Origin of the sequence: Parvibaculum sp., assembly GCF_046297875.1 — a bacterium.
Taxonomy (GTDB): domain Bacteria; phylum Pseudomonadota; class Alphaproteobacteria; order Parvibaculales; family Parvibaculaceae; genus Parvibaculum.
In genome coordinates, this window is sequence record NZ_JBKBHD010000001.1 from 371,281 (window position 1) to 394,748 (window position 23,468).

Annotated in this window: 23 protein-coding genes and 1 riboswitch; of the genes, 9 read left to right on the forward strand and 14 right to left on the reverse strand. The window is 63.4% G+C overall.

The window, feature by feature from the left end; genetic code table 11:
- The first annotated feature begins 72 nt into the window (after positions 1–72).
- The 3 genes from ACK4FH_RS01875 to ACK4FH_RS01885 all read left to right on the forward strand — a co-directional run bounded on the left by ACK4FH_RS01875 (position 73) and on the right by ACK4FH_RS01885 (position 2,385).
- Positions 73–840 carry a TrmH family RNA methyltransferase gene (locus tag ACK4FH_RS01875; protein WP_409810683.1) on the forward strand — a complete coding sequence of 256 codons (768 nt, stop codon included), beginning with the start codon at positions 73–75 and terminating at the stop codon, positions 838–840.
- An 88-nt stretch (positions 841–928) separates the two neighbouring features.
- A complete protein-coding gene (locus ACK4FH_RS01880) occupies positions 929–1,624 on the forward strand; it encodes a DUF6134 family protein (RefSeq protein ID WP_409810685.1) in 696 nt (231 codons plus the stop codon).
- Positions 1,621–2,385: an SDR family NAD(P)-dependent oxidoreductase gene (locus ACK4FH_RS01885; RefSeq protein WP_409810687.1), complete on the forward strand. Its 765-nt coding sequence runs from the start codon at positions 1,621–1,623 to the stop codon at positions 2,383–2,385. The genes ACK4FH_RS01880 and ACK4FH_RS01885 overlap by 4 nt, the downstream gene beginning before the upstream one ends.
- Here the strand turns inward: ACK4FH_RS01885 and ACK4FH_RS01890 are convergent.
- Positions 2,375–3,823 (reverse strand): cryptochrome/photolyase family protein, encoded by a 1,449-nt coding sequence (locus ACK4FH_RS01890; protein WP_409810689.1) that lies wholly within the window; start codon positions 3,821–3,823, stop codon positions 2,375–2,377. The genes ACK4FH_RS01885 and ACK4FH_RS01890 overlap by 11 nt on opposite strands.
- 28 nt (positions 3,824–3,851) lie before the next feature.
- On the reverse strand, positions 3,852–4,616 hold the full coding sequence (locus ACK4FH_RS01895) for a TauD/TfdA dioxygenase family protein (protein WP_409810691.1): 765 nt from the start codon (positions 4,614–4,616) through the stop codon (positions 3,852–3,854).
- A gap of 111 nt (positions 4,617–4,727) precedes the next feature.
- On the opposite strand from ACK4FH_RS01895, the gene ACK4FH_RS01900 reads away from it, so the two are divergent.
- The gene (locus ACK4FH_RS01900) at positions 4,728–5,606 is read left to right on the forward strand and encodes a LysR family transcriptional regulator (RefSeq protein ID WP_409810693.1); all 879 of its coding nucleotides are present in this window, start codon (positions 4,728–4,730) and stop codon (positions 5,604–5,606) included.
- Positions 5,607–5,708: 102 nt separating this feature from the next.
- Positions 5,709–6,833, forward strand: a complete 1,125-nt coding sequence (locus ACK4FH_RS01905) for a ferritin-like domain-containing protein (RefSeq protein ID WP_409810695.1) — start codon at positions 5,709–5,711, stop codon at positions 6,831–6,833.
- Positions 6,834–6,835: 2 nt separating this feature from the next.
- Here the strand turns inward: ACK4FH_RS01905 and ACK4FH_RS01910 are convergent, their stop codons facing one another.
- The 5 genes from ACK4FH_RS01910 to ACK4FH_RS01930 form a co-directional block, all read right to left on the reverse strand.
- Entirely contained in the window at positions 6,836–7,606 is a 771-nt protein-coding gene (locus tag ACK4FH_RS01910; RefSeq protein ID WP_409815107.1) for an ABC transporter ATP-binding protein, read from the reverse strand.
- Positions 7,603–8,592: a FecCD family ABC transporter permease gene (locus ACK4FH_RS01915; RefSeq protein ID WP_409815110.1), complete on the reverse strand. Its 990-nt coding sequence runs from the start codon at positions 8,590–8,592 to the stop codon at positions 7,603–7,605. The genes ACK4FH_RS01910 and ACK4FH_RS01915 overlap by 4 nt, the downstream gene beginning before the upstream one ends.
- 11 nt (positions 8,593–8,603) lie before the next feature.
- Positions 8,604–9,524, reverse strand: a complete 921-nt coding sequence (locus ACK4FH_RS01920) for an ABC transporter substrate-binding protein (protein WP_409810696.1) — start codon at positions 9,522–9,524, stop codon at positions 8,604–8,606.
- Between the two features lie 75 nt (positions 9,525–9,599).
- A riboswitch (cobalamin riboswitch) is annotated at positions 9,600–9,811 on the reverse strand.
- 6 nt (positions 9,812–9,817) lie between these two features.
- Positions 9,818–10,891: an LLM class flavin-dependent oxidoreductase gene (locus tag ACK4FH_RS01925; RefSeq protein ID WP_409810698.1), complete on the reverse strand. Its 1,074-nt coding sequence runs from the start codon at positions 10,889–10,891 to the stop codon at positions 9,818–9,820.
- Complete coding sequence (locus tag ACK4FH_RS01930) at positions 10,888–11,820, reverse strand: aldo/keto reductase family oxidoreductase (RefSeq protein WP_409810700.1); 933 nt, start codon at positions 11,818–11,820, stop codon at positions 10,888–10,890. Before ACK4FH_RS01930 ends, ACK4FH_RS01925 begins: the two co-directional genes overlap by 4 nt.
- Before the next feature lie 86 nt (positions 11,821–11,906).
- Here ACK4FH_RS01930 and ACK4FH_RS01935 point away from each other — a divergent pair, with 86 nt between their 5' ends.
- Entirely contained in the window at positions 11,907–12,974 is a 1,068-nt protein-coding gene (locus ACK4FH_RS01935; protein WP_409810702.1) for a Gfo/Idh/MocA family protein, read from the forward strand.
- 26 nt (positions 12,975–13,000) lie between these two features.
- Positions 13,001–13,630: a glutathione S-transferase family protein gene (locus ACK4FH_RS01940; protein ID WP_409810703.1), complete on the forward strand. Its 630-nt coding sequence runs from the start codon at positions 13,001–13,003 to the stop codon at positions 13,628–13,630.
- On the opposite strand, the gene ACK4FH_RS01945 is transcribed toward ACK4FH_RS01940, so the two are convergent.
- The 5 genes from ACK4FH_RS01945 to ACK4FH_RS01965 form a co-directional block, all read right to left on the reverse strand.
- Positions 13,627–14,592 carry a hypothetical protein gene (locus ACK4FH_RS01945; protein WP_409810705.1) on the reverse strand — a complete coding sequence of 322 codons (966 nt, stop codon included), beginning with the start codon at positions 14,590–14,592 and terminating at the stop codon, positions 13,627–13,629. The genes ACK4FH_RS01940 and ACK4FH_RS01945 overlap by 4 nt on opposite strands.
- 113 nt (positions 14,593–14,705) lie before the next feature.
- Entirely contained in the window at positions 14,706–15,053 is a 348-nt protein-coding gene (locus tag ACK4FH_RS01950) for an HU family DNA-binding protein (protein ID WP_409810707.1), read from the reverse strand.
- A 154-nt stretch (positions 15,054–15,207) separates the two neighbouring features.
- Positions 15,208–16,167: a ribonucleotide-diphosphate reductase subunit beta gene (locus ACK4FH_RS01955; protein WP_409810709.1), complete on the reverse strand. Its 960-nt coding sequence runs from the start codon at positions 16,165–16,167 to the stop codon at positions 15,208–15,210.
- A 50-nt stretch (positions 16,168–16,217) separates the two neighbouring features.
- Entirely contained in the window at positions 16,218–16,577 is a 360-nt protein-coding gene (locus tag ACK4FH_RS01960; protein WP_409810711.1) for a 4-fold beta flower protein, read from the reverse strand.
- Entirely contained in the window at positions 16,559–18,541 is a 1,983-nt protein-coding gene (locus ACK4FH_RS01965) for a ribonucleoside-diphosphate reductase subunit alpha (protein WP_409810713.1), read from the reverse strand. Before ACK4FH_RS01965 ends, ACK4FH_RS01960 begins: the two co-directional genes overlap by 19 nt.
- 341 nt (positions 18,542–18,882) lie before the next feature.
- Between ACK4FH_RS01965 and pip the strand changes: the two genes are divergently transcribed.
- Entirely contained in the window at positions 18,883–19,851 is a 969-nt protein-coding gene (pip, locus tag ACK4FH_RS01970) for a prolyl aminopeptidase (protein WP_409810715.1), read from the forward strand.
- A gap of 88 nt (positions 19,852–19,939) precedes the next feature.
- On the forward strand, positions 19,940–20,677 hold the full coding sequence (locus ACK4FH_RS01975; RefSeq protein ID WP_409810717.1) for a type 1 glutamine amidotransferase: 738 nt from the start codon (positions 19,940–19,942) through the stop codon (positions 20,675–20,677).
- Here ACK4FH_RS01975 and ACK4FH_RS01980 read toward each other — a convergent pair.
- Positions 20,674–21,444: an SDR family NAD(P)-dependent oxidoreductase gene (locus ACK4FH_RS01980; RefSeq protein WP_409810719.1), complete on the reverse strand. Its 771-nt coding sequence runs from the start codon at positions 21,442–21,444 to the stop codon at positions 20,674–20,676. The two genes, ACK4FH_RS01975 and ACK4FH_RS01980, sit on opposite strands and share 4 nt — an antisense overlap.
- A 77-nt stretch (positions 21,445–21,521) precedes the next feature.
- Positions 21,522–23,348 carry a potassium/proton antiporter gene (locus ACK4FH_RS01985; protein ID WP_409810721.1) on the reverse strand — a complete coding sequence of 609 codons (1,827 nt, stop codon included), beginning with the start codon at positions 23,346–23,348 and terminating at the stop codon, positions 21,522–21,524.
- Between the last annotated feature and the right edge of the window lie 120 nt (positions 23,349–23,468).

Genomic DNA, 23,468 nt, shown 5'->3' on the forward strand with positions numbered 1-23,468 from the left:
GTGGAGTTCTTTGTGTTATTGCTTTTCTGCCACCATGATCGGCGAAGAACGGCAGACACAAAAGGACCAAATATGAACAGCGGCGCACGCGCCATCGACAGCCCGCAAAATCCGCGGGCGAAGACATGGCTGTCGCTGACGGAAGCGCGCGGCATTCGCAAGCATGGGGCATTCCTGCTGTCGGGGCGGAAAACCGTGCCGGAGGCGCTCAAGGCGCATGGGGAACGCTTTACGGCGGCGCTGGCGCGGACGGAGAGCGAGCTCAACCGGCTGTCGCTGCCCGCCCATGTGGAACGCTATGTGCTGGCGAAGCCGCTTTTCGAGGCGCTGGACACGAACGGGACGGGATTTCCGCTGCTGCTGGGCGAGGTGCCGGAATTTGCGGCTCTGGATTTCGCGGTGGCGCCGAAGGGCCTCGAACTCGTACTGGCGCTGGGCGACCCGGCCAATCTCGGCGCCGTGTTGCGGAGTGCGGCGGCCTTTGGCGCGAGCCGCATCGTGCTGATGGAGGGGGCGGCACATCCCTTTCACCCCAAGGCGCTGAGAGGCGGAGCCAATGCGCAATTCGCCCTCACCTTCCTCAAGGGCGGGAGCTGGGAGGCGCTGGCGGCGGCCCGTGGGCCGGTGGCGGCGCTCGATGGCGAGGGAACCGATATCGAGGCCTATGGCTGGCCTGCAAATCTGCGGCTGGTGCTGGGGGAAGAGGGACAGGGGCTGCCCCAAGGCCTCAAGGCGGAGCGGCTTGCGATCCGCACGACCGGCGCTGTCGAATCCCTCAATGCAACGGTGGCGGCGAGCCTTGCGCTTGCGGCCCGGTTCCGGGATCTCGGAGACAGGTGATCCACCCGGCGCGGGGGTGCGTAGCAAGGGGGTGAGAGCTGGAATGTGAGCCAGCGGTTCAACTCCCCCCGGAGAAGGCCCCCTGACCGTGAATTCGCTACTCAAGATCGTTGCAGCTTTCGCAATCGTGATGCCCGCCCTGACTGTCGGCGCGGATGCGACAGCGCCGGCTTCCTCCCCCGAGCCGGCGCTGTCTTTCCGTGTCGAGCGCGGCGGCACCCCCATCGGCACACACACCATCCAGTTCACGCAAGTGGACGACGAACTTCATGTCGCCATCGACATCAACCTTGCCGTGAGCTTCGGGCCGATCACCGTGTTCCGCTATGCGCATACGAACCGCGAGACCTGGCGCAACGGCAAGCTCGTCGCCATCGAGACGGAAACGAACGATGACGGACGGCAATTCAGCGTCAGCGCGAAGATGACCGATGAGGGGCTTGAAGTGACGAGCTCGGAGAACGGCACCTTCATTGCGCCCGAAAACATCATTCCGACAAGCTACTGGAACCCGGCAACGATCGATCAGACGCAGCTTCTCGATACGCAGCGCGGCCGCATCATCAATGTTGAGGTGAACGAGACGGCGAAGCGCGAGGCGCTTGTCGACGGTGCGCGCGTGGCGGTGCGGGAATATGAGATGACGGGCGATCTGAAGCTGAAGCTCTGGTATTCGCCGCAGATGGAATGGCTGAACGTGATCTTCCGGGCGCGCGGCGCGGATGTCGATTATCACGTGGAACGCTTCGACCGCGAGCGCGTGCAGAGGCTGGCACTCCAATGAGCAATATCGTCTGGATCACGGGCGCAAGCTCCGGCATTGGGCGGGCGCTGGCGCTGCGCATGGCCAGCGAAGGCTGGCGCGTGGCTGCATCGGCGCGGCGGGCGGAAGAGCTCGAAAAGCTGCGCCAGGAGGCGGCGGGCGAGATTGCCGTCTATCCGCTCGACACGACGAAGCCGGACGATGTGAAAAACGTCGTGGCGAAAATCGAGAGCGAGATGGGGCCGATTGCGACCGCTGTGCTCTGCGCGGGCACCTATGAGCCGGTGCTGGCGCGCGAGCTGACGGCCGAGAAGGCGCGGCCCGTCTTCGAACTGAATTTCATGGGCACGGTGAATTGCCTTGAGGCGCTGATCGCACCGATGCGCGCGCAGAAGGCGGGGCGCATTGCGGTGGTGGCGTCACTCGCCGGCTATTTCGGATTGCCGACTTCGGCGATCTATGGCGGCAGCAAGGCAGCGCTCATCAACATGGCGGAAGCGCTCAGGCCCGATCTCGCGCTGGACGGCATCAAGCTGCAGATCGTCAATCCCGGTTTCGTGAAGACGCCACTGACGGACAAGAACGAATTTCCGATGCCCTTCCTCATGGAAGTGGACGATGCGGTGGATGCCCTCTATCGCGGACTTCAGTCGGACCGGTTCGAGATCACCTTTCCGCGGCGCTTTTCGCTGATCCTGCGGCTGGTGCAGATGCTGCCCTACCGGCTGTCGCTTGCGCTGACCGCGAAGACGATGCCGAAGCAGGCAAAACTCACTTCCTGAATTCCTCATAGGCCGCGAGCGCACGGGCGCGGGCAACGCCATGATCGACAATCGGCTTCGGATAGGACTTGCCGAGCGTCACGCCCGCTTTTGCGAGCACGTCGGACGGCGCCTCCCAGGGGCGGTGGATGTGGCGCGCATCGAGCATTGCTAGTTCAGGCACATAGCTGCGGACATATTCGCCAGCGGGATCGAATTTCTCGCCCTGCAGCACAGGATTGAAGATGCGGAAATAGGGCGCGGCGTCGGCGCCGGAGCCCGCCACCCATTGCCAGCTTGCACGGTTCACCGCGAGATCGGCATCGACCAGCGTATCCTCGAACCATTCCGCGCCGCGCCGCCAGTCGATCATGAGATGCTTGATGAGGAAGGAGGCGGCGACCATGCGCACGCGATTGTGCATCCAGCCTGTCTGCCAGAGTTCGCGCATGCCCGCATCGACAAGCGGATAGCCGGTCTTCCCCTTGGTCCAAGCGAGGAAGGCGGCATCGTCCGATGCCCAGGGGAAGGCATCGAATTCGCTTTTCCAGTTTTCGCTGACCATGCCCGGCCAGTGGAAGACGAGATGAAAGGCAAAGTCGCGCCAGCCGACTTCGCGCAGGAAAGATTCCGCCGCCGCGGCACTTCCGGTTTGTGCCTCGGCAGCGGCGCGCGCAACATGCCAGATGCGGCGCGGCGAGACCTCGCCCCAATGGAGATGCGGCGAGAGGCGCGAGGTGCCTTCGCGGTCCGGCAGGTCGCGCGCATCGCGATAAGCGGACATGCGTTCGTCCACAAATGCAGCGAGGCGATCCTGCGCGCCCTGCTCGCCCGGCTGCCATGTTTCGCGCAGGCCGCCCGCCCAGTCCGGCTTTACGGGCAGGAGATTCCAGTCATTGAGTGCGTCGGAGGCTGCCGGCGTGGCGCCTGTGAATTTCTCCGGTGCGGCGAGCGGTGCATCGAAAACCTGCTGCGAGAGCGAGCGCCAGAATGGCGTGAAGACCTTGTAGGGGTCGCCATTTCCCGTTTTCACCTGCCAGGGCTCGGCCAGTAGCGAGCCGTTGAAGCTCGACACTTCGACACCCTCTTCTGCCAGCACGGATTTCAGTGCCTTGTCGCGGGCAACCGCGTGCGGCTCGTAACACCGGTTCCAGAAGATCGCTTTTGCACCTGTCTCGGCTGCAAGGCGCGGCAGGATGTCCGCCGGACGGCCGCGACGGAGGATGAGCGGCGCGCCGCGCCTTCGCAGCGCGTCCGACAGCGATGTAAGGCTGTGATGCAGCCACCAGAGCGAAGCGGCGCCGGGCATTTCATCCGGGTCGAGGATGAAGACGGGAAGCAGCGGCGCGCCGGAACGGGCTGCCGCATCGAGCGCCGGATTGTCATCGATCCGCAGATCGCGGCGGAACCAGACGATGGCGGGAGGTGCGTTCCGGTCGGTGGGTTTTTCCCGCGGCATTTCTATCCCGTGGCGGCGATGTTGCTTTCTATCCGGTACGGTTTTCGCCGGCGGGTGGATCAGCGGCGTGGATGCGGCGTGAGGAAAAGCCTGTCAGCCGCCAGCCGGGCGCCGCAAATCCGCCAACCGGATAATGATGCGCGATGCGGCAGTCCCAAAGCACGAGCATCCCTTCGCACCACGGAATTCTTATCTGGTTTTCCGGCGTGTAGACATGGTTGCGGAGCAACTTGAGGATCAGGCGGCTTTCCTCTTCCGGTACGCCGCCGATCTGCGACGTGAAGTCGGGGCTGAAATCAAGGCAGGCTTCGCAGGTGACGGGATGAGGGGCAACAAGCGGGCGCCAGATCTCCATTTGGCCTTCGGGGCAGACATGCGCTGCATTGAGCGTCGCCAGATAGCGGCGCATGGGCGCGGAGAGACTGCGATATGCGGCGTGAAGGGAAGACCAGATGCTTTCTCCACCCTGTGCAGGCACCTGCTCGGCACGCACGAGAATGGCAGCGGGTCTTTCGTCATGCCAGGCGGGGTCCATCGCCTCGGAGAAACGGGCAGGCGGCAGACCGCCCGATGCGGCGCAATGAAACCGCGCGTCCTGCGAGAACAGCCGGCCGAGAAATTGCTCTTCCTCGAGCGGGATATTGCCTTCGCGGCAGACCAGCACACCATATTCCGACAAGGCACAGGCCAAGGCGCGCCCGACGCCGGCCGCAGGGGCGGAGAGATCGATGCCGAGCACCTCGCCCCCCAGAATGCCGCCCAAGGGGCGAACGATTACCGGCTTCAAAGTCATGTTTCCCCCGATGAGCCGTCTCGTTTTTCCGTCTATTTCCCTTCACTAAATCAATGTCACGGGACTTTGCCTTTTTCCAATTGAAATTTGGAATGGTCAAGTATTCATAAAATGAATTTAAGACGCATCGACCTCAACCTGCTGACCGTGTTCGACGCCATCATGGCCGAGGGAAGCATTACGAGGGCCGCGATGCGGCTCGGCATGACGCAGCCCGCTCTCTCCAATGCATTGACGCGGCTGCGCCGCCAGATGGACGATCCGCTGTTCGTACGCACGGTCGAAGGCATGGAGCCGACCGAACGGGCGATGCTCATGGCAGGGCCGGTGAGGCAGGCGCTAGATATTGCCAGGCAGGCCTTCGCGGCGATGCCGGATCTGCCCCCCGGCACGGGAAAGAGGCGCTACACGATCGCGCTCGGCGAAATCGGCGAGGCGATCGCGCTGCCCGCCGCCATTTCGGCACTCGACCGCGACATGCCGTTCCGGCTCGTGCTCGAACGGCCGCAGGAAAGGCCCAATCTCGAGATCGCCTTGCTGGAGGGCAGCCTCGATCTTGTCTGGACACCGCTCGCCATGCGCTCGCGCGACGTCGCCATTGAGCCGGTGATGAAGGATGAGCTTGTCTGCCTGTTGCCGCCGCCTCTGGCCGGGCGGACGCTGACGCCTGAACTCTATTTCGGGCTGCAGCATGCGGTGATGCGCGGCACACTCTATGAACGAGAACTCGACCGGGGCGGGCGCCGCCGCGACATCGTCATTGGCGACTGCCATTGCGGGGCACTTCCGGGGCTCGTCGGCGGGTGCGGGTTTGCGGCGGTGCTTCCGAAACGGCTCGCCGAAGCGATTGCCGCAAGCCACGGGCTCGCCGTGGCGGCGCTGCCTTTCGACATGCCGGATCTGCTGCTCCATCAAGCCTGGCCACGCCATCTAGACAATGACCCGCAGCACAGGCGCCTCAGGCGTGCGCTCAAGGCGGCGGCGCAATAGTTCGCAGGCGCAAAATGCATGGTCCATCTGGTTCATTTGATCGAAGGGCTACTTACGGTATTGTTTGCAAGGAGCGGAGAGGATCGGCGGAGGAGGAACCCCATGACGACCCGGACATCGAGCGACATCACCAAGGACAGCGCCTATAACGCCGTCGCGCCGGACGATTTTCCCGCGATGATGGAAGTGGACCGCTATGGCGCACGCTCGACCGCCTTCGACAAGATCATCTCGGCGACGCATGACCATTTCTGGGACCCGCTCGACAAGAAATATATCGATTTCGACCAGCCCTTCGACATGAAGAGTACGACCGTCATTCCGATGGATTTTGTGCTGGAGCTGCAGACGCCGATTGCCGACCGGCTGTCGCCGGAAGCAAAGATCGCGCTGTCAAACGAAAGCGCGCGCTGGATGCTTTCCTCCATCCTGCATGGCGAGGCGGGCGCGCTCGCCCTTTCGGCAAGCCTCTGCCACATATTGAAAGACCCCGGCGCACAGGAATATGCCGCGAACCAGACGCGCGAAGAAGCTCGGCACGTGACCGGCTTTTCGAAATATATCGAGGCACGCTGGAAGAAGCCGCTGCCTGTGGGGCCGACGCTTGGCAATCTTCTCACCGATATCGTGAACGCACCGGAAGTCTACAAGAAGGTCGTCGGCATGCAGATGCTGGTGGAGGGGCTTGCGATGGGCGCCTTTGCCTCGCTCTACACCTATTCGAACGATCCGCTGCTTCGCCATCTCTGCCAGCTCGTGATGACGGACGAGGCCTTCCACCACAAGTTCGGCAAGATCTGGGCGGACCGCACGGTGCCGCACCTGACGCAGCAGGAGCGGCACGTCATCGAGGACTGGGCCGCCGAGTGTTTCCAGACGCTGCTCTTCAATCTTGCGAACCCGGAACAGAAGAAGGTCATCTATGCGCAGTTCGGCCTCGACTGGGAGGAAGTGCTCTCCGAGGTTCTGAAGAGCCGGACGGACGACAAGCGCCGCAAGGCCATGTCGAACCAGAGCAATATTTTCCGTGTGCTGACCAAGACGCTGCTTAAGGCCGGCATCATCACCGACCGCACCAAGGGCTTCTATGCGACCTATGTTGACATGGACGAGCTTCGCAAGGAAGGCGACGAGATGGTGGGCGATGCGATTGCCGAGGACGGGATCGAATATCTCAAGCGCGTGAATTTTTCCGGGCGCGGCGCGGCGGTGAGCGCGGCGGAGTAAGGCTACTCCGCGCGCCGGAGCGGCAGCACGAAGGGCTCGCCGCCCTCGCCTATTTTCGCCTCGATTCGATAGGTTTCGCGCAGGTTCGCGGGCGTAAGGACTTCGGCGGGTGTGCCGTCGGCCTTCACCCTGCCATCATCGAGCAGGATCAGCCGGTCGCAATGGCGCGCGGCGAGCGTCAGATCGTGCAGCACGGCGATGATGATGCGGCCTTCATCTGCATAAGCGCGCAGCACTTCCATGATGCGGAGCTGGTGATAGGGATCGAGCGCGGCGACGGGCTCGTCCACCAGCAGGAGCGGCGCCTCGACCGCGAGCGCGCGGGCGAGCAGCACACGGGCGCGCTCGCCGCCCGATAGCGTCAGCACATCGCGGCCGATGAATTCTTCCACACCTGCAAGATGCATGGCGCGGGCGATGGCGGCTTCGTCCCCGGCGCTTGCACGCGCGAAAGGCGGCAGATGCGGGAGGCGGCCAAGCGCGACGAGGCGCGAGACCTCGAGCGGCCAATGGCTGCCTGCCCCTTGCGCGAGATAGGCGATGGCGCAAGCGCGGGCGCGTGGCGGCAGCGCGGCAATCGGCCTGCCATCGAGCGTGACCGACCCTTCAAAGGGGATAAGGCCGGCAATGGCGCGGACAAGCGTCGTCTTGCCGACGCCGTTCGGGCCGATCAGGCCGATAAAGGCCGCGCCTTCGGCGGCGAAGGAGGCACCGCGAATGACGCGGGCACCGCCGAGAGAGGCATGAATGTTTTCGACCGCGAGACGCATCAGGGAGCCTCGCTTCGTGTGCGCATGATGAGCCAGAGGAAGAAGGGGGCGCCGAGAAGCGCCGTCACCACGCCGAGCTTCAGCTCCGGCCCGTCGACCGGCAGACGCACCATGAGATCGGCGGCGAGTACGAGCGCCGCGCCGCCAAGGGCGGATGGCAGCAGGAGCGAGGCCGGGCGCTGGCCGACGAGCGGGCGCATGAGATGGGGCACGACGAGGCCGACAAAGCCGATGACGCCGGTGACGGATACGGCGGCGCCGACCGCAAGGCCGGTGCCGAGAACGGCGCGAAGCATGACCGAGCGCATGGAGAAGCCGAGCGTTGCCGCCGTGTCCTCGCCGAGCGCCAGCGCATCGAGCGCGCGCCATGTGGAAGCGACGAGGAACCAGCCCACAATCATGAATGGCAGGACGAACCAGACCTGCGCCATGCTGCGATCCGTCAGTGATCCCAGCATCCAGAATACGATTTCGAGCGCGGCATAGGGGCTTGGCGAGAGGTTTAGCGCAAGCGAAGTGAGCGCGCTGGAAAAGGCGGAGATGGCGACGCCTGCGAGAATGATGGTGACGATGGCGGGATTGCGGCCGGCAAGCAGATAGAGAAGGCCAAGCGCCGCGATCGCGCCGAGGACGCCGCCGACGGGGACGAACATCGCCGTGCCCGCGGCAAGACCGGAATAGAAAACGAGAACGGCGCCGAGGGCTGCACCGCTCGATGCGCCGACGAGGCCGGGCTCCGCCAACGGATTGCGCAGGAGCCCCTGCAGCGCCGCGCCGGAGAGGCCGAGCGTTGCGCCGACGAGAAGGCCGAGCAGCGCGCGCGGCAGGCGCACCTCCATCAGCACGAGACGGGCAATCTCCGGATCGGTTTCGGCGATGAGTGCGAATTTCTGCGCCAGCAATTCGCCGCCGCGGCCGACATAGATGGAGGCGATGAAGAGGAGTGCGGCGAGCGCGGCGAGAATGGCGTTCACCATCCACGATTTCATTTGAATTTGCATCAGAGCCCCCTCCCCAAACCGCCTTTGGCGGTTTGACCCTCCCTCAAGGGGAGGGTGGAAGTGACATATGCCTCGTTGTCCCGATTTTGCTTCATCTCATCATAGGCAGCGGCAAGTTGCGCGGCGGTGCGGGCGACATAGCGCGTGCTGCAGGTCCAGTCGCGGGCGGTGAGATGGACTTCCTCAGCATGGCGTGTGCGATAGAGGCGCAGCGCCGGATGAGCGAGAAGTGCGCTGGCCTGCGACGGTGCATCCGGCCGGTAGATACCGAGCGCGATCAGCTCCGGGCGGAGCGCGATCACATCTTCGATGCCGGGATAGATGAGGCCGACCGCATTGTCGCCCCTGATGACATTCCGGAAGCCGGTATGGCCAAGGATGTGCCCGAGGATGGAGCCCGGCGTCGCCGCGCTGCCGAGATCCTGATAGAGAATGGTGCGGGCGCCGCCGCCCGGCGGGCGGCGCGCGGCCTCCATGTCCGCATCGAACTCGGCGATGAGTGCCTCGCCTGCCGCATCGCGCCGAAGCGCCGATGCGACCACGCGGATATTCGCGCGAATATCATCGAATCTCCGCGCATCCTTCACCATTGCAACCGGGATGCCCATGCGGTCGAGAAGTTCGAGCGTGAAGGGCGATGACCATTCATGCGCGAGAACGAGATCCGGCGCGAAGGGCAGCACATCCTCGATGCGCCCGTCATTCGGCGGGATGGAAGCGAGTTTTTCGGCGACGGGCGAATCCGCCGGGTCGCGGCCGAGGCGGAAGACAGATTTGAGCGTGCCCGGGGCTGCGATGTCGGCGGCGATGATATCCGAGCAGAGATTGATCGAGACGATTCTGGCAGGCGCATCGGCGCGCGCTGCCTGCGCAAGCGCGACGGCGAACAATGCCACCATGCCGATCAACAAAAGTTTCATCCCAAGGCTCCGCGCAACGCATCAAAAAGATGTCGTCTCGCGGGACACCCGCTCCTCCCGGCACACCCCGGCCAGAAGGGGACGACAGCTCGCGGCAGGTTTCCTGGCTTTGCGGGTCTATGCCTCTTTCCACCTTCCCGGCCATTCGGGCCAGTGGCGACAATGAAAGAGACTCACCACAGACAGTTGCGGGGGCAGCCGCTTTCTACGCCGGTTTGCAACGGCGCTTCTGCGTTCCCTTTTAACCCCGGCCTTGCTGCCGGGGCACCGTGAGCGGGCGGCAGTCTAGACTCTCAATCCCCGCGGGGAAAGAGCGGCGCATGTTCGAGTTTCGGCAGGACATAGCGGGCAAACCGCCCGCATTCTTCCAGATGCGGGTAACCCGAGAAGATGAAGGCATCGAGGCCAAGAGCGCGATAGCCCTCGATCTTCCTCAGCACCTGATCCGGATCGCCGACGATGGCGGCACCGCAGCCCGAACGGGCGCGGCCGATGCCCGTCCACAGATTGTCCTCGACGAACCCCTCATCATCCGCCTCGCCGCGCATTTCGGCCTGACGGCGCACGCCGAAGGACGCGGCGTCCAGCGACTTCTTTCTGATCTCCTCGCCTGCCGTGTCGTCGAGCTTTGACATGAGGCGGCGGGCGGCGGCGCGAGCTTCCGCCTCCGTCTCCCGAACGATGACGTGAACGCGGTAGCCGAAACGGAGTGTGCGGCCAAAGGTAGCGGCGCGGCGGCGCATGTCGTCCAGCACCGCGCGGATGTTTTCGACCTTGTCCGGCCACATGAGAAAGACGTCGGCAGCTCTTGCGGCGACGTCGCGCGCATCATCCGACAGACCGCCGAAATAGAACGGCGGGGGCGCGCCATTGGTACAAGCAATGCGCGGCGGGTCGAGATCGAACTGATAGAACTCACCCTTGTGAGACAGGTGCCGGCCCGACAATAGCGTCCGCAGAATTTCCATTGCTTCAAGCGTGCGGCGATAGCGCGGGCCGCTTTCAAGCGTCTCGCCGGGCAGGTCGGATGAAATGATGTTCACGGTGAGGCGGCCATGCAGCATATGGTCCAGCGTCGCGAGCTGGCGGGCGAGCTGCGGCGGCCACATCTCGCCGCAGCGGACGGCGACGAGAAGTTGCATATGGTGGAGGAGCGGCGCCACGGCGCCCGCGAAGGCAATGCTGTCAATGCCGAGCGCATAGCCGGATGGCAGGAGAATATTGTCGAAGCCGTTTCGCTCGGCGTGCTCGACGATGTTGCGGCAATGATCGAGCGAGCTGGCGAGCGCGGGATCTGACACACCGAGAAAATCGTAGTCATCGTCGCAGAGCGCCGAGAACCAGGAAATTTCCGCAGCGCCGGTCATGGCAGACGCGCTCCCATGGAGGCCTGCAATATGCCGTACCAGTCGCCGCGGGAGAGATTGACTTTCAATGCGTCGGCGGCCCGGGCGATACGGGCGGGCTGCTGCGAACCAATGATAGGAACGATTTTTGCCGGATGAGCGAGGATGAAGGCGACGGCAACAGCTTCGCGCGTGACGCCTTCGCGCGCGGCAATCTCGTCGAGCTTCGCAATAAGGGCGACGAGGCGGGCGCCATCGGCTTCGCGCGCTGCCTGCGCGGCGGTCATGCCAAGGCGGCCGCCTGCGAGGGGGGACCAGGCGAGGACGCCAATCCCCCTTTCCATGCATTGATCGAGCGTGCCGTCGAAGAAAGGCGCGGTCGCCCAGCAGGAAAATTCGGGCTGCTGTGTTGCGATCGGGAAATCGAGGTGGGCCTGAAGCGCGGCGACCTGAGACGGGGTGTGGTTCGAAACGCCGATATGGGCGAACTTGCCTTCGGCGCGCAGCCTGGTCAGCGCCGCCGCCAGATCGGCCGGATGAGCTGCCAGGTCGGGGCGGTGGATCTGGAAGAGATCGACGCTTTCGACATTCATGCGGGCGAGAGAGGCACCGAGCGCCTTGCGAAGATATGTTTCGCTCGAGTCATAGGGCGTACCGGGCTCGATGCCGCATTTGGTGGCGAGGAGGAATTTGCTGCGCAAGCCCGGAGACTCCTTCAGCACATCGCCAAGCAGCGCCTCGGCCGCGCCGAAGGGGCAATTATTGTCGAGGCCGTAGACATCCGCCGTGTCGAAAAGGGTGATGCCAGCTTCGAGCGCGGCGTCGATCCGCGCACGGGCGGTCCTTACATCGACACCCGCAAAACGCCACATGCCCCAAGCGAGGGGAAAGACGTGCAAGCCGCTCTTGCCGAGAGGGCGCGGGTCAGGCGATATGGAGAGAGCGGTCATGGGAATGGGCCGTTTCCTGTTGTTCGAGGCCAGTCTAGCGGCAAGAAGGACGGGAGACGAGGGCCACCGGGTCAGGGAGCCAGGGATTGGAAGACGTCATTCGTTACGGGATCGTCGGGTCCGGCATGATGGGCATCGAGCACATCATGAACATCAACATCATCCCCGGGGCGCGGGTGACGGCAATTGCCGATCCGAACGAGGGATCGCGGGAATGGGCGCGCGCGACGGCGGAAGGCAAGATCGAGGAGTTTTCCGACCATCGCGATCTGCTGGGGAGCGGTGCCGTGGATGCCGTGATTGTCGCAACGCCCAACCATATCCACGCCCGAATTCTCGACGACATATTCGAGACGCCGCTCCATGTGCTTTGCGAGAAGCCGCTCTGCACGACGCTGGAGGATGCCCGCACGGCGGCGGCGAAGGCGAAGGAACACAAGGGTGTGTTCTGGGTGGGCATGGAATATCGCTACATGCCGCCGGTCACGCGCTTCGTGGAGGAAGTGCATGGCGGGACGGCGGGAAAACTCCGAATGTTCGCCATCCGCGAGCACCGCTATCCCTTTCTGCAGAAGGTCGGCGACTGGAACCGCTTCAGCCGCAATACCGGCGGCACGCTGGTGGAGAAAAGCTGCCACTACTTCGACATGATGCGGCATGTCGTGCAGGCGGAACCCGTGCGCGTCTATGCGAGCGGCGGACAGGACGTGAACCATCTCGACGAGAGCTATGACGGCGAGACGCCCGATATACTCGACAACGCCTTCGTGGTGGTCGATTTCGCCAATGGCGTGCGCGCCATGCACGACCTGTGCATGTTTGCGGAGGGGTCGCGCAATCAGGAGGAGATGTCCGCCGTTGGTGACACGGGCAAGATCGAGTGCCTGATACCAGAAGGAAATGTGGTGATCGGCAAGCGACAGCCGAAATCGGTGGAGACGGTGCATGTGCCGGTGCGTGAGGAAGTGCTGAAGGCAGGCTTCCACCATGGCGCATCCTATTTCCAGCATCAGGCCTTCCAGCGGGCGATCCGTGAAGGAAGCGCACCGCAGGTCAGCGCGGAGGACGGACTGCGCGCGGTGGCCATGGGGCTTGCGGCCCATCGCTCCATCGAGGAGGGGCGACCGGTCCTCATGAGCGAATTGGGATTGTAAGAAAACAAGAAAACGAGGAAGCAAGAATGCTCACACTCTATCATTGCAACGGTTCGCGCTCGATGCGCTCGCTGTGGCTGCTGCACGAAATGGGAATCGATTTCGAGCTGAAGGAACTGACCTTCAGCATGGAAGGCTTGCGGACGCCGGAATATCTGTCGATCTCGCCTTTGGGCCGCGTGCCCTGCCTTGTCGACAATGGCGTTTCCGTGTTCGAGTCCGGCGCGATCGCCCAGTATCTCGGCGAGCATTACGACCCGGATGGAAAGCTGCACCGGCCGGTGGGGCATCCCGAGCGTACAGAATGGCTCATCTGGCTGCACTATGCCGAGACGATGGCGGTCCACGGCGCGAGCCTCGTGCAGCAGAAAGTATTCATCGCGCGCGAGGAGCGCTCGCCAGTGGTGCAGAAGCTCGAATCCCGCCGGCTCGAAAAGGCGCTCGAAGTGGTGGACCGGCATCTCGCCGGCCGCGACTATCTGCTGAAAAGCGGCTTCAGCACGGTGGACACGAATGTCGGCTACAGCGTGCATCTCGCCAAGGGCTTTGTGAGCCTCGATCCGTTTGCGAACGTCGTGAAATATTACGAGCGGATTTCGACGCGGCCTGCCTTCAAAAAGGCGGCGGCGAGCGTTCCGCTCGACGAGCAGGCCTAGAGTTTCGGTACCACATCCATCACCGGCTTCGGCTTGCGGTTCTCCTTGAAGAGACCCCAATGGGCTTCTTCCGGGTGGGTGCCGGGCACGGGCGTTTCGTCATAGGCGCGCCAGGGTGCATCAAAGGCGGAGAACCAGGCGAAGGCGAGTTTGCGGGAGGGCGGGAACTGCACCATCAGCTCCCTGTAGAAGGCGGCCTGATATTCCTTCGAAAATCCTTCCGCCTCCGGCGCGGTGGGAACGCCCGTCTCCTTGACGAGAACCGGGCCGCAAAAGGCTTCCGCGCCGAGGCGGGCGCCGGCCTTCACGACGAAATCCGCCCAGTTGAAGGGCGGCGCATCGGCAAACCACGGCTCGAAGACCGGATGGATGTTCGCGGCAAGAAAATCGAGCTCCGCGAGGACGGGAGCGGCGGCCGGATCGTCGAGGAAGACGGCGAAAGGCTCCGTCACGGTGAGGGGAAGGCCCGGCGCCCGCGCGCGCATCGCGGCAATGGCTTTCGCATAATCGTCCCATGTGCCGCGGCGGCCGAAGATCATCTCGTTGCCAATCGACACGCCGACGACAAGGCGGGGATGCGCCTTCCAGGCGGCGAGCGCGGCTGCCACTTCCGCTTCGTCCGAGGGGTTCCAGATACCGATGACAATGGCGCGGTAGCCGAGTTCCTCAGCGATGGCGGGGATCCGCTCGCCGCCGCTATGGGCGCCATAGGTGATGAGGCTGTCGAACCAGGGGCGGAGCGCCTTCAGATCGTCGCGGATCGAGGCTTCGCTGGCGCGGGTGGGCACGCCGTCCCAGACCCTGAGTTCTGTCGGCTGATAGGCGACGAAGCGGCCTTCCGCCATTGCGTCCTGCAGGCGGGCAAGCGCGGTGGCGGCCTCCTTGCGCTCGGCGCATTGGGGGGCGGCGAGCGCGGGGGCGGCGAAGAGGGCTGCGGCAAGAAGGGCGAGAGCGATGCGCATAGGGCGATTGTAACACCCGAATTGCGACCCTTTTTCGCCGAAAAGACGGAAAAACAAAAGCCCAGCACCTCCCGGAGCCGGGCTTTCGAGACTTCGAAAAGCCTAAGGCAGCCTTAGATGGCTTCCTTGAGGTCCTTCGCGACGCGGAAGGCAACCTTCTTGGAGGCCTTGATCTTGATGGCTTCGCCGGTCGCCGGGTTGCGGCCCATGCGGGCAGCGCGCTTGCGGACCTGAAGGATGCCGAGACCCGTCAGACGGACCTTGTTGCCCTTCTTCAGGTTCTTCACCGTCAGTTCGACGAAGTCGCCGAAGAGTTCGGTCGCCGCCTTCTTGGACATGCCGTGCTTTTCGGCAAGTTCCGCGATGAGCTTCGACATCGGAATCGTCGGAGCCGTCGCGGTCTTCTTTGCGGCGGCAGGCGCCTTTGCAGCAGGCTTCTTGGCAGCGGGTTTAGTGGCCATGATTTGAATCCCCTCGGATATGTTCGAGTGGAGTTTCACTGAGTCGCGCGATTCGTCCAAGCGATAAGTGCATATCTGACGGGCATCGGCGCGAAAAACTGTTGAAAAGTGCCTGCGGGACAGGCCTTTTCGCAGATGCACCCGTCACGAACGCTCAATCGAAGGCTTCATCCCATGTGCCGCGCGTGGAGGCCTTGGAATATTCGGTGGCGCGATTCTCGAAGAAATTGGTGTGCTCGATGCCGTTCAGCATCTCGTCCATCCAGGGCAACGGGTTCCGTTCCGTGCGGTAGATGGGCTGGAGATTGAGCTGCACGAGGCGGCGGTCGGCGATGTAGCGGATGTAATCCTTCACTTCCTGCGCCGAAAGCCCCTCGACGCCGCCCATTTCAAAGGCGAGGTCGATAAAGGCATCCTCGTGATGGATGATGGTTTCGCAGGCCTTGTAGATGTCGTTGCGGAGCTGCTCCGTCCAGATTTCCGGGTTTTCGTCGATGAAGGTCCGGAAGAGCTTCATGGCGGAGACGGTGTGAAGAGACTCGTCGCGGGCCGACCATGTCACGATTTGGCCCATGCCCTTCATCTTGTTGAAACGCGGGAAGTTCATCAGGATCGCGAAGGAGGCGAAAAGCTGGACGCCCTCAGTGAAGCCGCCAAAGACGGCAAGCGTCTTCGCGATATCTTCCTTCGTCTCGACGCCCCATTCCTGCATGTAGTCGAACTTCGCCTTCATCTCATCATATTTGAGGAAGGCTTCGTATTCGGCTTCGGGCATACCGATCGTGTCGAGGAGATGGCTATAGGCCGAGATATGGACCGTCTCGATATTGGAGAAGGCGGCCAGCATCATCTGCACTTCGGTCGGCTTGAAGACGCGCGAATAATGCTTCATGTAGCAATTATTCACCTCGACGTCGGCCTGCACGAAGAAGCGGAAAATCTGCGTCAGCAGGTTGCGTTCGCTGTCGGTGAGATTTTTCGACCAGTCCTTCACATCGTCGGCCAGCGGCACTTCCTCCGGCAGCCAGTGAATGCGCTGCTGGGTGAGCCAGGCTTCATAGGCCCAGGGATAGCGGAAGGGCTTGTAGACGTGGCGTTCTTCGAGAAGGGACATGAACCTAATTCCTGCTGCCAAAAGCTATTGGACTATCCACTGTTCAAATTCTAGGCCCGACCATCCGCCCGCAGGCGTTGCCGGGATTGCAGGTGTCGCTGGTGTCGCCGGGGTCGCTGGAGTTGCCGGGATGGCCGACGTTGCGGGTGTCGATGATGTCGCTCCCGACCTCGGTTGATGCCCCTTAGCCAAGCTAACGCATTCCCTCGCCTGTCTTGAAACGTCATATCTCGAAATGACCCTAGCCAATGCGCTCGGGTTCCAAATACATGTCCGTTTCTCAAAAAGCCTACCCAATGCATTCTTGTATCAAAGATATTGATGTCGTTGTGCAGCCATCCGACCAATCTAGACCGCCGATCAAACATCGGTGTCATCTGAAGACTTCTCCTCACTGGCAGGCGAGGCATTCCTCGTATTTGTTTTCTTCCTGGGCGCTCGCCGCGACCTGATCGAGCGTCAGCACGTCGAGCTTCTTCGCGGGCACGAGCGAGACGACTTCGGCCTTTTCCGCGCGCTGGATCGAGAGCGAGCGGCAGTAATAGAGGCTCTTCACGCCATGCTTCCAGGCCATCATGTGGAGGCCGTGGAGGTCGCGCTTGTGGACGTCGGCCGGCAGGAAGAGGTTCACCGACTGCGCCTGATCGATCATCGGGGCGCGGTCGCCCGCATGTTCGATGACCCAGCGCTGGTCGAGTTCGAAGGCGGTCTTGAAGACGTCCTTTTCCTCGTCGCTCAGGAAATCTAGATGCTGGACCGAGCCGCCGCAGGTGACGATGGAGGACCATGTGTCGTCGTCGTTGCGGCCCTTCTGTTCCAGCAGTTTCGTCAGGTGACGGTTGCGGACGTTGAAGGAGCCCGACAGCGTCTTGTGCGTGAAGGAGTTGGCCGCGATCGGCTCGATGCCCGGCGAGGTGCCGCCGGTGATGATCGAGATGGAGGCGGTGGGCGCGATCGCCGTCTTGTTGGAGAAGCGCTCGTTGAAACCGTAGTCCGCCGCATCCGGGCAGGCGCCGCGCTCTTCGGCGAGTTTCCTCGAGGCGGCGTCGACGCCATCCTTGATCGCCTTGAACATGCGCTTGTTCCAGACCTTCGCCATGACACCCTCGAAGGGGATCATGTTGGCCTGCAGGAAAGAGTGATAGCCCATGACGCCGAGGCCAACCGACCGCTCGCGCATGGCGGCATATTTCGCCCGCGCCATATCGTCCGGCGCTCGGTCGATGAAGTCCTGCAGCACATTGTCGAGGAAGCGCATCACATCCTCGATGATGTCCGGATTGTCCTGCCACTCGAGATAGGTTTCGAGATTGAGCGAGGAGAGACAGCAAACGGCCGTGCGCTCCTGACCGAGATGATCCTTGCCTGTCGGCAGGGTGATTTCGGCGCAGAGGTTCGAGGTCTTGACCTCGAGGCCCGCCAGCTTGTGATGCTCGGGACGGGCGTTGTTCACCGTGTCCTTGTAGATGATGTAGGGCTCGCCGGTTTCGATGCGCGAGGTGAGAAGCCTGATCCAGAGCGAGCGGGCGGAGACCGTCTTCTGGACCGACTTGTCCTTCGGCGAAAGCAGCGCCCAGTCGTCACCGGCCTCGACGGCGCGCATGAAGGCGTCGGAGACGAGGACGCCGTGATGCAGGTTCAGCGCCTTGCGGTTCGGGTCGCCGCCAGTGGGGCGGCGCATTTCCATGAATTCCTCGATCTCGGGATGGTCGACCGGGAGATAGACCGCCGCCGAGCCGCGACGGAGCGAGCCCTGCGAAATGGCGAGCGTGAGCGAATCCATGACGCGGATGAAGGGAATGATTCCGCTGGTCTTGCCATTGCCGCCGACGGTTTCGCCGATGGAGCGCAGATTGCCCCAATAGGAGCCGATGCCGCCGCCCTTGGCCGCGAGCCAGACATTCTCGTTCCAGAGGCCGACAATGCCTTCGAGGCTGTCATTGGCTTCATTGAGGAAGCAGGAAATGGGCAGGCCGCGCTGCGTGCCGCCATTCGACAGCACGGGCGTCGCCGGCATGAACCAGAGGCGGGAAATATAGTCGTAGAGACGCTGGGCATGGGCCGCGTCATCCGCGTAGTAGGAGGCCACGCGGGCGAACATGTCCTGATAGGACTCGCCCGGCATCAGATAGCGGTCGCGCAGCGTCGCCTTGCCGAATTCGGTCAGAAGCGCATCGCGGCCGTGATCGACTTTCACGCGATGGCGGCCCTTCGTCTGGACGGCCTGATCCTGCTCGCCAAAGGGCATTTCAGGCTCGGCCAGAGGGCGCGCCTCCTTGCGCGCGCGGGGCACGGCCCGCTCGCCCGTGATGATTGCCGACAGGCTGGCCTCTACCTCACTCATATCTACCGCTTTCGACGTGTCGTTCAGCATGTTCTGGCCCCCGGTTTGCCCTGCTTCGCCGCATCGGAAGCGGGCAAAAGATCCCCATCCGGCGGGCAGATAGTCTCCCGCCGTCTTCCTGCCCCACACACCGGGCAGAACTCGCTATTTTCAGTGATTGCGCACCGCTCTGAGAAGATCCCCCCCGCGAAGCAGCGCGCGTCCAGATATAGTAGCTTTCTGTTTCCCGAGGTCAATCAGTAGTGTGAGACGAAAGACAAAAAAATGGTAAACGGCCTGACGCCCGGCTGGTGGCTGCGCCGATTTTCGATGATTATTCAATGAGTTGATTCCGACGCGCCAGGCGCGCCCAGGACACGCAAGGACCGGACATGCCCGACACGACCGCCGACCGGCGCCCCCTTTACCCCGAAATCGAGCCCTACCGGACGGGGACGCTGAAGGTTTCCGATTTGCACACGATCTATTTCGAGGAGTGCGGCAACCCCAAGGGCAAGCCCGTCATCATCGTGCACGGGGGGCCGGGCGGCGGCTCGAACCCGACCATGCGGCGGACGCACAACCCGGACGCCTATCGCATCATCCTGTTCGACCAGCGGGGCTGCGGGAAATCCACGCCGCACGCCGAACTGAAAGAGAACACGACCTGGGACCTCGTGGCCGACATGGAGCGCATCCGCGACCATCTCGGCATCGATAAATGGCAGCTCTGCGGCGGCTCATGGGGCTCGACGCTGGCGCTTGCCTATGCCGAGACGCATCCAGACCGCGTCAGCGAGATCATCCTGCGCGGCATTTTCACGCTTCGGGAGCGGGAGCTCCACTGGTTCTATCAGGAGGGCACGGACGCGCTTTTCCCGGATGCCTGGGAGGACTTCATTGCGCCGATTCCGGAGGCAGAGCGCGGCAACCTGATGGCGGCCTATTACAAGCGGCTCACAGGCACGAACGAGGCCGAGAAGATCGCCTGCGCCAAGGCCTGGAGCATCTGGGAGGGGACGACGCTTTCGCTCCATTCCGACCCCGAGCGCGTGAAACGCTTTGCGGACGGGCATTTCGCCCTCGCCTTCGCGCGGATCGAATGCCACTACTTCATGAACAAGGGGTTTTTCGAGCCGCAGGACCAGCTGATCCGCAATGCGGGGAAGCTCGCGGGCATTCCCGGCGTCATCGCCCAAGGGCGCTATGACGTGGTGACGCCGATGTTCACTGCATGGGAACTTGCGAAAGCCTGGCCGGACGCCGAACTCAACATCGTGCCCGATGCCGGCCACACGGCGACGGAGCCCGGCATTGTCGATGTGATGGTGCGCGCGAGCGACAGATACGCCAGCGCCTGACGCTTCCCCCTCACCCTTCCCACCACCGCTTCGCGGCGGCGGGCCCCTCCCCTCTCCCCCATGGGGAGAGGGCAACTAGAGGCAGAATATGCACATCCTTTATCTCGTGAATGCGCTCGACTCGCCGCCCGGCGTGCTGCTCGACGAAGCGGCGCGGACGGGCGCGAGTGCGACGCAGATCGATACGGTGAATGGCCGCGACATGGGGAGCGGCGATGCGCGCGGTGTGCCGGAGGCGGCGGATGGCTTCGATGCGCTGGTGGTGCTTGGCGGCGTCATGGGTGTTTACGAGGCTGATCGCTATTCCTTCATCGAGGAGAGCAAGCGACTGGTGCGACGCTTTCATGAGACGGAGAAGCCCGTGATGGGCGTCTGTCTCGGCTCGCAGATCGTGGCGAGCGCCTTCGGGGCGCCGGTCTACAAGATGAGCGAGAAGCTCGAGGCGGATGAGGAATGGGGCTTCGTGCCGCAGACATGGGAAGCGGCTGCGGCGAGCGACAAGCTGCTGCATGACGCGGCGCCGGGGCTTCGCACCATGCATTGGCATGGCGATACGTTCGATCTCCCGGATGGCGTGACGCGGCTTGCGACGCGAGACATCTGCCCCAATCAGGCGTTCCGCCTCGGCGAGCGGACCTATGCCTTCCAGTTTCACCTTGAGGTGACACGCGAGATTCTCGATGGCTGGACCAACTTGCGCGCCAAGGCGCTCGACCTGCCGCGGGCGGAGATCGAAAAGCTCATCGAACCGCAGATCGAGGCATCGCTCGCCGCGCAGGAAGATTTTGCACGGCGAACGATGCGGCGGTGGATGGCGCTCGCCTAGAAATTCACGCGCCGCGAGATTGCGCCGTCGACCACGAGGTTCGTGCCGGTGGTGAAGGACGAGGCGGGGCTTGCGAGGAAAACGGTCGCGTTCGCAATGTCCTGCGGCGTCGCCATGCGGCCGGTCGGGTTGCGCGACATGGCCTGCTTGAACATGTCGGGCATGTGATCCTCGATCATGTTCCAGACGCCGCCCTTGAAATAGACCGTGCCGGGAGAGACAGTGTTGACGCGGATATGAGCCGGTGCGTGCTGGCGGGCATAGCCTTTGGCGAGATGGATCTGCGCCGCCTTCTGCGCGCCATAGGCATTCGCATTGTCGTTTTCGGCGGCGGAAATCGAGGAGATGAAAGTGGCCGACGCGTCGCCTGACTTCTTCGCGGCTTCGGTGAGGAAGGGGAGTGCCGCCTCGAAAGCGTTGACGGCGCCGAGCACGTCGATCTCGAAACAGGCCCGCCAGGATTTCTCGTCATTGCCATTTGCGAGCGCGGAGGCATTGGCGACCAGAATGTCGAGGCCGCCCATCGCCGTGGCGCTGTCTGCGATCCATTTCTTCAGACCCGCGCCATCGGCGATGTCGGCGATGCCGCCATGGGCCTTCACGCCGAGCTTCGACAAGGCGGCAACCGCCTCATCGACCTGGCCCTGATTGCGGGCGCAGATGGCGACGTCGCAGCCTTCCCTTGCCAGCGTTTCGGCAATGGCGCGGCCGATGCCGCGCGTGCCGCCGGTGACGATTGCCTTCTTGCCCTTGAGACCGAGATCCATGCGCGCCGCCTTCCCTTGAAACGATTTCGTTGGCGGCACTCTAGCCCGGCAGGGCGCCGGGCGAAACAGGCCGCATGTCAGAAGGGGCCGCTCGGATCGGCAATGAAAAGCTCCTTCAGCGAGCGCAGGCCACCCTTCGCGCGCGCCCTCACCTGCGACAGGGAGGATTCCCGCGGCGGCGGATCGAGATCGAGGCCGACCTGACGCACCGCGCCGTCGCTGACCTGCAGGGCGATGAGCTCCACTTCGCCGACGCGGGTTCGCGCACCTTCCTTGATGTTCTTGCCGAGGCGCGAGCGCATGAATTCCTCAAGCGTGAGTTCGCGCTCCTCCGGCTCGAAGGCAAGGCCGTACATGTCCGCGACGAGCGCCGCCCGTGCGGTGCTGTCGAGCAGGAAGTCGACCGTGCCGGCTTCTTTTGTCTGTCCGCGCACGCGGCGGGCACCGAACAGGCGATCGAGCGTCGGGATCATTTCGGCGCTTGTCAGCATCATCACGACGTCGCCGGGCTCCACACCCTGATCGAACCCCTCGGTGCGGACGACGCCATCGCGCATGACCGAGATCACCGTCGTACCGGCGGGAAGCGGCAGACGGTTCACGCCGCGGCGAAGCAGGAGGCTCATCGGATCGACCGTATAGGCGACGACGCTCTTGCCCTTGCCGGCGGGAAGATCAAGTTCCACGCGGCGGCTCGGCGCCGGGCGTGGCGGCAGCTCGACTTCGGCCAGGCGCGCGGCATAGGGCACAGTCCAGCCCTGGAGCACGAGCGAGGCAAGCACGATCACATAGGCGACGCTGAACAATGTCTCCGCGCCCTCGACGCCGGAGAGAACGGGGATGGTGCCGAGGAAGATCGGCACCGCGCCGCGCAGGCCTACCCATGAAACGAAAGCCGTTTCGCGCAGGGTGAACTTGAACGGCCAGATGCACGCGAGAATGGCGAACGGGCGGGCAATGAAAATGAGGAAGAAGGCGACACCCAGCGCAGGCAGCAGGATCGGCAGCAGCGCGGAGGGTGTGACCAGCAGGCCCATCATCAGGAACATGATGATCTGGGCGAGCCAGGCGAAGCCGTCCGAGAAGCGCGAGATTTCCGTCGTTGCGCGATGCGGGTTGTTGCCGAGAATGAAGCCGGCAATGAAGATCGCCAGAAATCCGCTCGCGCCAGCCGTCTGCGTGAAGGCGAAGACGACGAGGCCGAGCGCGCCTGCGAGAATGGGATAGAGACCCGAGGAAAGCTGCAGCCGGTTGATCGCGCTCAGAACGGCATAGCCGCCGATCACACCGAAGATGAGACCGCCCAGCATCTGCCAGAGGAAATCCCAGACCAGATCGAGCGCGCCGCCAATATCGGCGACGTTCTGGCCATGCACGGCCACGCCCACCAGCGCCAGCGTGAGAAAGATCGCCATCGGGTCGTTGATGCCGGATTCAAGCTCGAGCGTTGCGGCGACGCGGGGCTTCAGGCGAAGGCCGTGGAGATGGAGCAGAAAAAATACTGCCGCCGCATCGGTGGAACCGACGATCGCGCCGAGCAGGAAGGCTTCGGTCCAGCCGAAACCGAAGATTAGCTTTGCCGCGAGGCCGACAAGCGCCGCTGTCAGCACCACGCCGAGCGTGGCGAGAATGACGCTCGGGCCGAAGGCGCGGTTGATCGTCTGGCGGCTTGTCCGCAGGCCGCCATCAAACAGGATGAGGGCGAGCGCGAAGGAGCCGACGAAATAGGCAACGCCGAAATCGTTGAACACGATGCCGCCCGGCCCGTCCTGGCCCGCAAGCATGCCGAAGGCGAGGAAGACGAGCAGCAGCGGGGCGCCGATGCGCGAGGAAAGCACACCCGCGAAGATCGCGAAGGTGATCAGTCCTGCGGAAACCAGAATGATCTGGTTGGCGAAATCCATTGGCGCGCCCAATGCTCATGCGGGTCTGTCGCCGTCAGGCGGCCGGCGCATGCGCATTGCGGCCAGTCGGAACAGATATCCCTCGAATCGCGGAAAATATGTCCGTCACAGTCTACAACA